Source organism: Sphingobacterium sp. T2 (assembly GCF_000814685.1).
In the GTDB taxonomy this organism is placed as follows: Bacteria; Bacteroidota; Bacteroidia; order Sphingobacteriales; family Sphingobacteriaceae; genus Sphingobacterium; species Sphingobacterium thermophilum.
Window position 1 is genome coordinate 1 of the sequence record NZ_JXAC01000246.1, and the last position, 7,116, is coordinate 7,116.

A 7,116-nucleotide genomic window follows, 5' to 3' on the forward strand; every position below is an offset into this window, starting at 1 on the left:
TCGTGGCATTGCTATGCCCAACGATACGAGGTAGGTATTGCCGGTATGGGAACAGGATACATGGGAGACATAAACCCACAAAACACACTCTATATCAAAAGCTTAGGAGGAGGAATATTCAGCAAATATAACTTCAGTCCTACTTGGGGGGCACGGTCTGAGTGTCAACTACCTGCATCTTCAAGGACAGGATAGAGACTTTGACAACGAGTTGCAAAATACTAGGAATTTGAGTTTCCAAAACAGGATTACGGAGTTCTCACTGATGGGCGAATTCAACTTTTATACAATTTTTAATAAAAAGAGACAGCAAACACCTAATTTTACGCCATATATATTTGCGGGTATTGGGATTTTGAACCATGATCCTTATGTTCGCTATGGCGGACAAAGAGTACGGCTCAACCCTTTGCGGCTCGAATATGATGAAATAAGCAATCCGACGATATATTCCACATGGAATATGCTGTTACCGTTCGGAGTGGGTATAAAGCATAATTTAAAAAACAGCTGGGCTATAGGAGCAGAAATTTCCTATCGTCTGGCATTCACCGATAATCTGGACAATGTGAGTAAATATTATGCTACCTCAATACCACAATATCTGAGGGTTCCAAACGTAGAGATAAAAGATGGTGATGTAACACGTAAATTTGGAATAGAAGACTGGGAATATTTGGCAGATCCCTCCGGCAATCTGTTTACAAATGCGGGATTGGCCCGAGGGGATGGCAAAACAAAAGACGGCTATATGACTATAGGGATTACCCTTACATATAGCATACTTAGTACCGACTGTTTCAGTTGGAGAAAATAATAACAGAATAGAGTGTTAAGAGTAAGATAGATAGATCAAAACTGCCTCAACATATCGCTATTATAATGGATGGCAATGGCAGATGGGCAAAAGGATTAGGAAAGTTAAGAGTTTTTGGACACAAAAACGGAGTGACAGCAGTACGTGAAGTGCTGGAAGGAGCCATAGAAATAGGCGTTAAGCACCTCACCCTCTACGCCTTCTCTTCCGAAAATTGGAATAGACCCAAAGCGGAAGTAAAAGCTCTGATGGAATTACTGATCAACTCTCTAAACAAGGAACTTCCCACATTCCAAGAAAATGGAGTGCGGCTGAAAGCTATAGGAACATTGTCCCACCTACCGCAAGACTGTCAAAAAACGTTGGCCAACGTGATAGAGCTTACCCAGCATAACACCACTTGCGTGTTGACACTGGCATTGAGCTATGGCTCTCGCAACGAAATCATCGAGACAACCAAAAAGCTTGCCACACAGGTCGCCAAAGGGGAAATTGCTGTAGAAGACATCGACGAAAAGATGTTTGCAGACAACCTGCAGACTGCCGGCACACCTGACCCAGACTTGATGATACGTACCAGCGGCGAATACCGAATAAGCAACTTCCTACTATGGCAGCTGGCCTACACCGAGCTGTGGTTCACACCGAAATTATGGCCGGACTTCACACGCCAAGACCTCTTTGAAGCAATCTTGGACTATCAACAAAGAGAACGTAGATTTGGAAAGATTAGCGAACAACTATAGCCTGTAAAAAACAGCAGGTTTTCAATAATTTATCTTTTAACAAAAATTAACAAGACTTTGATGTACTTTAGCATCCATAATTAGAAATAAATGAAGCGACTATACATACTGATTTTAGCATTTATACTGGTTAAGACTTCAACAACTTTTGCGCAAGTAAATGGGCCGATCAACTTGACAGATCCGGACGAGTTCAGTTATTTGCAGCCCAAAGATTATGTCATCGCAGGGGTGACCATAACAGGTACCCAATACTTGGATACGGATGTTTTGCTTACTATTTCTAAACTTACCGTAGGACAATATATTGAAGTACCAAGTGAAGCTACCTCCAATGTCATCAAAGACTTGATGGCGCAGAACCTCTTCGAAGATGTTCAGCTATGGGCAACACGCATTCAGGGAGAAAATATCTTCTTCGAAATCCGCGTAAAAGAAAGGCCACGCCTTACCCGTATCGACATCAACGGACTCAGCAAATCCCAAACCGAAGAGATCCAAAAAAGGCTAAATGCTAATACAGGTAGAATAGTAAACGATAACCTATTACAATCTACCCGTAACACAATCACGAAATTTTTGAGGGAAAAGTCCTACCTATATCCGGATATTAAGATTAAAACTTTAAAAGATTCTTCACAAGCAAACAACGAAATCGTCCAAGTTGACGTACAGAAAAACAAAAAAATCAAAAGTTAACAGCGTTAACTTCTCGGGTAACAAAGAATTCTCAAGCAGAGAACTCAAACGATACCTCAAAGGAATCAGACCACGCAAATGGACACGTATTTTCGGTCCCGGAAAATTCAAGGACGAAAAATACAAAGAAGCTAAAGAAAAACTTATCGCCAAATTGCAGGACAAAGGTTACCGCGACGCTCAGATCATACGCGACTCGGTATACCGCTACGACAACAATGAAGTTGCCATAGACATAGAAATTTATGAAGGCCCTCGATATTATGTTGGAAATATCGAATGGACCGGTAATACCAAGTTTACGGATTCGGTATTGAACATCATCCTTGGTATCGAAAAAGGAAGTGTTTATTCTGAAGAGAAAATCCATACCAAGCTGATGGGACCTACACGTAACGGCGACGATATCAGTGCTATCTATCAGAATGATGGATATCTAACCTTCAGTATCAATCCTGTTATCAAGCGAATCTATAACGATACTATAGACTTGGAAATTCAGGTAAGCGAAGGAAAGCAATATACCATCAACAACGTTATCGTGAAAGGTAACGATGTGACAAACGACCGCGTGGTGTTGCGTTCAATTTACATCAAGCCGGGCCAAAAATATTCACGTGAGCTCATCATGCGTAGTATCCGCGAGATCTCGCAGCTAGGCATGTTTGACGAACAAAAAATCACACCGGATATCCCTACCTCGACGATGAATCATGACGAAGGAACTACTGACATTGTTTTCAATGTCGTGGAAAAGCCTTCCGACCAAGTCGAGTTGTCAGGAGGTTACGGCGCCGGACAGATAATCGGTACGCTAGGTTTGACGTTCAACAACTTCTCGACAAGCAATTTCTTCAAGAAGGAAGCGTGGAAGCCTCTTCCTCGAGGTGACGGACAGAAGTTGAGCATCCGTGGCCAGACCTCAGGAAAACGCTACCAGTCGTACAGCTTCTCTTTCTCTGAACCATGGCTCGGCGGTAAGAAACCTATATATTTTGGTTTGAGTGCTTATACGTCAAGCTCTTCGTACGGAGGCTTCGACTATTACACAGGAAGACAGATCATCTCGGACAGCCAGTTGCAACGTATCTGGATGTCAGGGGTTACCGCCTCTTTGGGTAAGCGTCTGCAATGGCCGGACAATTACTTCCAGATCAGCAGTGCTCTATCGTTCCAACGTTATAAATTACAAAACTTACGGAGATTACTTCTTATTCTCTAACGGTACAGCATACAACATCAACTTCACCCAAGAGATAAGCCGCAACTCCGTACGATGCGCCGATCTACCCTACTTCCGGATCTCATATCCGCCTGTCGGTATCGGTAACACCACCTTATTCGTCATGGAACAATATCGACTACAAAAACGATCCGGACAACGTACGTTACAAATGGACAGAGTATCATAAGTGGAAGTTTGACTCGCAATGGTACACCAAGATCGTAGGTAAGCTGATCCTGAAGACACAGGCACAGTTCGGATACTTAGGTAAATATAACGATCGCACGGAAACCTCTACGTTCGAACGCTTCAAGCTAGGAGGCGACGGTATGCAAGGTTTTGACTTCCTTCAGGGATCGGAAATCATAGCTATGCGTGGCTACGCCAACGGTGTTATCATCCCGCAATCTACCGGTAACGGAATGCAGAACATTGCCATCAACTCAGGTAGCCCTATCTATGCTAAATACCAAATAGAATTGCGCCACCCTATCATGTTGAATGACCAAGCCACCGTATTCGCCTTGGCCTTTGCCGAAGCGGGTAATACGTGGAACAAATTCTCGGAAGTAAATCCATTTAAGATGCGTCGTTCGGCAGGTGTTGGTGCCCGTATATTCCTGCCAATCTTTGGTATGTTGGGTATTGACTACGGTCATGCATTCGACCCTATTCCGGGAATGCGTACCGACGCGTGGAAACAAAGCTTTACATTCAGTATAATTCAAAGTATGGGTGGTTTCTAATAATTAAACTTTTTATTATTATTGCTGTCCTACATAACAGAAAAAAATATATAGCTATATGAAAAAGTTTTTGGCAATCTTAGCATTCCTTACTCTCAGCATCGGTGTTACCTTTGCACAGCGTATTGCCTATGTTGACTCTGAATATATCATCCGACATATTCCGGAATATTCTGCCGCACAAAAGCAATTGGATGACCTAGCGAAAAAATGGCAAGAATGATATAGACCGTCAGTATGACGAAATTGAAAAACTTTACAGAGCCTACCAGAATGATCATGCTCTTTTGAGTGAGGACTTACGTCGCCGCAGAGAAGATGAAATCGTAAATAAAGAAAAACAGGTTAAAGAGCTTCAACGTCAGCGCTTCGGTTTCGGAGGAGAATTGGAAAAAGAAAGAACAAGACTTTTCCAACCTATTCAAGATAGAATCGCTAAAGCTATTGAAGCATTCGCCAAAGCCCAAGGTTTCGACTTCATCGTAGACAAAGGCGGTGAAATGGCCTTCCTTTATGCCAATCCGGCTTTGGACAAAAGCAACGACATTATCACCCGTTTGGGATACAAACCAAATCCGGCTTTGTTGCAACAAAATCAGTAATTAAACACTAATTTACAGACATAAGAAAAATAGAATTAAAAAATTACATTTGTAATTATCACGATCAACATGAAAAGAATGACAAATTTATTAAAAGGAGCGGTTGTAGTATTAGGATTATTTTTTGCTACTAACGTGGCGAATGCTCAACAAAAAATCGGACATATCAACGCTGATGAAGTATTCCAATTAACTCCGGAATTCAAGACAGCTACTGAGCAATTAAAAGCCCTAAGTGAGGAAAAACAAAAAGAAATCGAAGCTATGATTACAGAGCTTCAAAAGAAAGAAAAAGAGGCGGAAGAATTGTTGAGAAACCAAAGTGAAGCAAATAAAGTTCAAACTCAAACTAAACTTGACTCACTTCAAAAAGAATATCAACAAATGCAACAACGCATTCAAAGATGTTCAAAAAGTAGCGCAAGAAACTATCGCAAAAAAACAACAAGAATTAATGGCCCCTATCCAAACTAAAATGATGAATGCCATAAACTCTGTAGCCAAAGAAAAAGGTTTGGCTTATGTATTGGACTTAGGTGCCGGTGCTGTGATTTATCACGCCGGTGGAGAAGATATCTCCGCAGCAAGTAAAAGCTAAATTAGGAATCAAAGAATAGAAAAAATATATACCTATTCCATAAAAAGGGGTAACTAAAATGGTTACCCCTTTTTTATTTGTAATCCTTCTAAATAATTATTATGCATGCATAATATTAACTTCTTTTTTATATTTGTACATAAACCTATAAATCCAAATTATGATAAGTCAACTATTATTTACTTTACTATTAGTTGGTGCTGTATTTCTTTTCGCCAGAAATGCACAGAAAATTTATCGCAATATCAAGCTGGGCAAAGAACTTAACCGCTCGGACAATCCTTCTTTGCGTTGGAAGACAATGATTCTGGTGGCTTTGGGACAAAAAAAGATGTTTAAAAGACCTATCGCCGCCTTCCTACATTTATGTGTCTATGTAGGATTTATTATCATAAACATAGAAATGCTGGAAATAGTCATTGATGGTGTCTTCGGCACACACCGCGTATTATCCTTTTTAGGCGGGTTTTACGATTTTCTGATAGGTGCTTTTGAAATATTAGCCATCTTGGTACTTATTTCCTGTGTGATATTTCTTATTCGCAGAAATATCATCAAAATAAAGCGTCTCAATCAGCCTGAACTCAACAATTGGCCAAAATCGGATGCCAACTATATTCTTATCACAGAAATACTGTTAATGACGGCATTCCTATTCATGAATGCAGCAGATTTTAAGATGCAGCAGATGCATGTTGCTGCTTATCATACGGCGGGGAGCTTTCCTATTAGCCAATGGCTTACTGCTCTCCTTCCTGACCATGCTAATGCGTTGATAGCTATAGAGAGGGGATGCTGGTGGTTCCACATCATCGGTGTATTGGCATTCCTAAACTATCTTCCTATATCGAAGCATCTGCATATCATCCTAGCTTTTCCAAACACCTACTTTTCCAACTTGGAGCCTAAGGGTAAATTTAACAACTTGGATTCCGTGACGGCAGAGGTAAAGTCCATCTTGGATCCTACGATACCTCCTCCTAGTGGGGAAGTGGCTCGCTTTGGCGTCAAGGATGTCACCGACCTGACGTGGAAAAACCTTTTGGACGCATACACCTGTACCGAATGTGGACGCTGTACGGCTTCCTGTCCGGCAAACATCACGGGAAAGCTCCTCTCCCCTCGCAAAATCATGATGGATACCAGAGACCGTATCGAAGAGATAGGCCGCAACATCGATAAGAATAAAACTTTCGTCGACGACGGCAAGTCGCTATTAGACGACTATATCAGTAGAGAAGAAATATGGGCATGTACCAGCTGTAATGCCTGCGTAGAACAATGTCCTGTAAATATTAATCCTTTGGAAATTATCATGGGCTTACGTCAGTATGTAGTCATGGAAGAGTCACAGGCACCGCAGAGCATCAACAACATGCTTTCAAATATGGAAAACAATGGCGCTCCATGGAAATATGCACAAGCCGACAGAGCAAATTGGACTAACTTCTAAACATTGAGACTATTATGGAAAATACAATACATATCCCAACGGTAGCGGAGCTGGCAGCGAAAGGTGAAACTCCTGACTTGCTATTCTGGGTACTGCGCCGGAGTCCTTCGACCGAAGGGCCAACCGTATCACACGTGAACTATCTGCAAAATCCTCCRCACMTGTAGGCATCAAGTATGCTRATACGTGGGCACCGAGGAGAGTTGTACGGGAGATCCTGCCAAAGCGTG

Annotated in this window: 11 protein-coding genes and 1 pseudogene; all 12 read left to right on the forward strand. The window is 41.7% G+C overall.

What is annotated here, in order from left to right:
• A pseudogene (locus SD31_RS17665) lies at positions 1-195 on the forward strand (hypothetical protein); the annotation flags it as partial.
• Positions 196-211: 16 nt separating this feature from the next.
• On the forward strand, positions 212-817 hold the full coding sequence (locus SD31_RS13320) for a DUF6089 family protein (protein WP_231561645.1): 606 nt from the start codon (positions 212-214) through the stop codon (positions 815-817).
• A gap of 26 nt (positions 818-843) precedes the next feature.
• Complete coding sequence (locus tag SD31_RS13325) at positions 844-1,563, forward strand: isoprenyl transferase (RefSeq protein WP_039054492.1); 720 nt, start codon at positions 844-846, stop codon at positions 1,561-1,563.
• 90 nt (positions 1,564-1,653) lie between these two features.
• Positions 1,654-2,262 carry a POTRA domain-containing protein gene (locus SD31_RS19520; protein WP_231561646.1) on the forward strand — a complete coding sequence of 203 codons (609 nt, stop codon included), beginning with the start codon at positions 1,654-1,656 and terminating at the stop codon, positions 2,260-2,262.
• The gene (locus SD31_RS19525) at positions 2,228-3,484 is read left to right on the forward strand and encodes an outer membrane protein assembly factor (protein ID WP_231561647.1); all 1,257 of its coding nucleotides are present in this window, start codon (positions 2,228-2,230) and stop codon (positions 3,482-3,484) included. The genes SD31_RS19520 and SD31_RS19525 overlap by 35 nt, the downstream gene beginning before the upstream one ends.
• A 332-nt stretch (positions 3,485-3,816) precedes the next feature.
• The gene (locus SD31_RS21430; protein ID WP_410528269.1) at positions 3,817-4,233 is read left to right on the forward strand and encodes a BamA/TamA family outer membrane protein; all 417 of its coding nucleotides are present in this window, start codon (positions 3,817-3,819) and stop codon (positions 4,231-4,233) included.
• A 58-nt stretch (positions 4,234-4,291) separates the two neighbouring features.
• Positions 4,292-4,456 carry an OmpH family outer membrane protein gene (locus tag SD31_RS19535; protein WP_231561650.1) on the forward strand — a complete coding sequence of 55 codons (165 nt, stop codon included), beginning with the start codon at positions 4,292-4,294 and terminating at the stop codon, positions 4,454-4,456.
• A 22-nt stretch (positions 4,457-4,478) separates the two neighbouring features.
• Complete coding sequence (locus SD31_RS13335; protein ID WP_231561653.1) at positions 4,479-4,835, forward strand: OmpH family outer membrane protein; 357 nt, start codon at positions 4,479-4,481, stop codon at positions 4,833-4,835.
• Between the two features lie 69 nt (positions 4,836-4,904).
• Positions 4,905-5,309, forward strand: coding sequence for an OmpH family outer membrane protein (locus SD31_RS13340; RefSeq protein ID WP_082021968.1), 405 nt, complete (start codon positions 4,905-4,907; stop codon positions 5,307-5,309).
• Positions 5,191-5,433, forward strand: a complete 243-nt coding sequence (locus tag SD31_RS20400; RefSeq protein ID WP_082021969.1) for an OmpH family outer membrane protein — start codon at positions 5,191-5,193, stop codon at positions 5,431-5,433. Before SD31_RS13340 ends, SD31_RS20400 begins: the two co-directional genes overlap by 119 nt.
• A 160-nt stretch (positions 5,434-5,593) precedes the next feature.
• Complete coding sequence (locus tag SD31_RS13345) at positions 5,594-6,886, forward strand: (Fe-S)-binding protein (protein WP_039054493.1); 1,293 nt, start codon at positions 5,594-5,596, stop codon at positions 6,884-6,886.
• 14 nt (positions 6,887-6,900) lie between these two features.
• Complete coding sequence (locus SD31_RS16730) at positions 6,901-7,053, forward strand: hypothetical protein (protein WP_156138371.1); 153 nt, start codon at positions 6,901-6,903, stop codon at positions 7,051-7,053.
• The last annotated feature ends 63 nt before the right edge of the window (positions 7,054-7,116 follow it).

Coding starts and splice junctions, on each gene's coding strand:
- SD31_RS19520 (WP_231561646.1), top strand. CDS start 1,654: ATGAAGCGACTATACATACTGATTTTAGCATTTATACTGGTTAAGACT.
- SD31_RS21430 (WP_410528269.1), top strand. CDS start 3,817: ATGCAAGGTTTTGACTTCCTTCAGGGATCGGAAATCATAGCTATGCGT.
- SD31_RS13345 (WP_039054493.1), top strand. CDS start 5,594: ATGATAAGTCAACTATTATTTACTTTACTATTAGTTGGTGCTGTATTT.
- SD31_RS19535 (WP_231561650.1), top strand. CDS start 4,292: ATGAAAAAGTTTTTGGCAATCTTAGCATTCCTTACTCTCAGCATCGGT.
- SD31_RS13340 (WP_082021968.1), top strand. CDS start 4,905: ATGAAAAGAATGACAAATTTATTAAAAGGAGCGGTTGTAGTATTAGGA.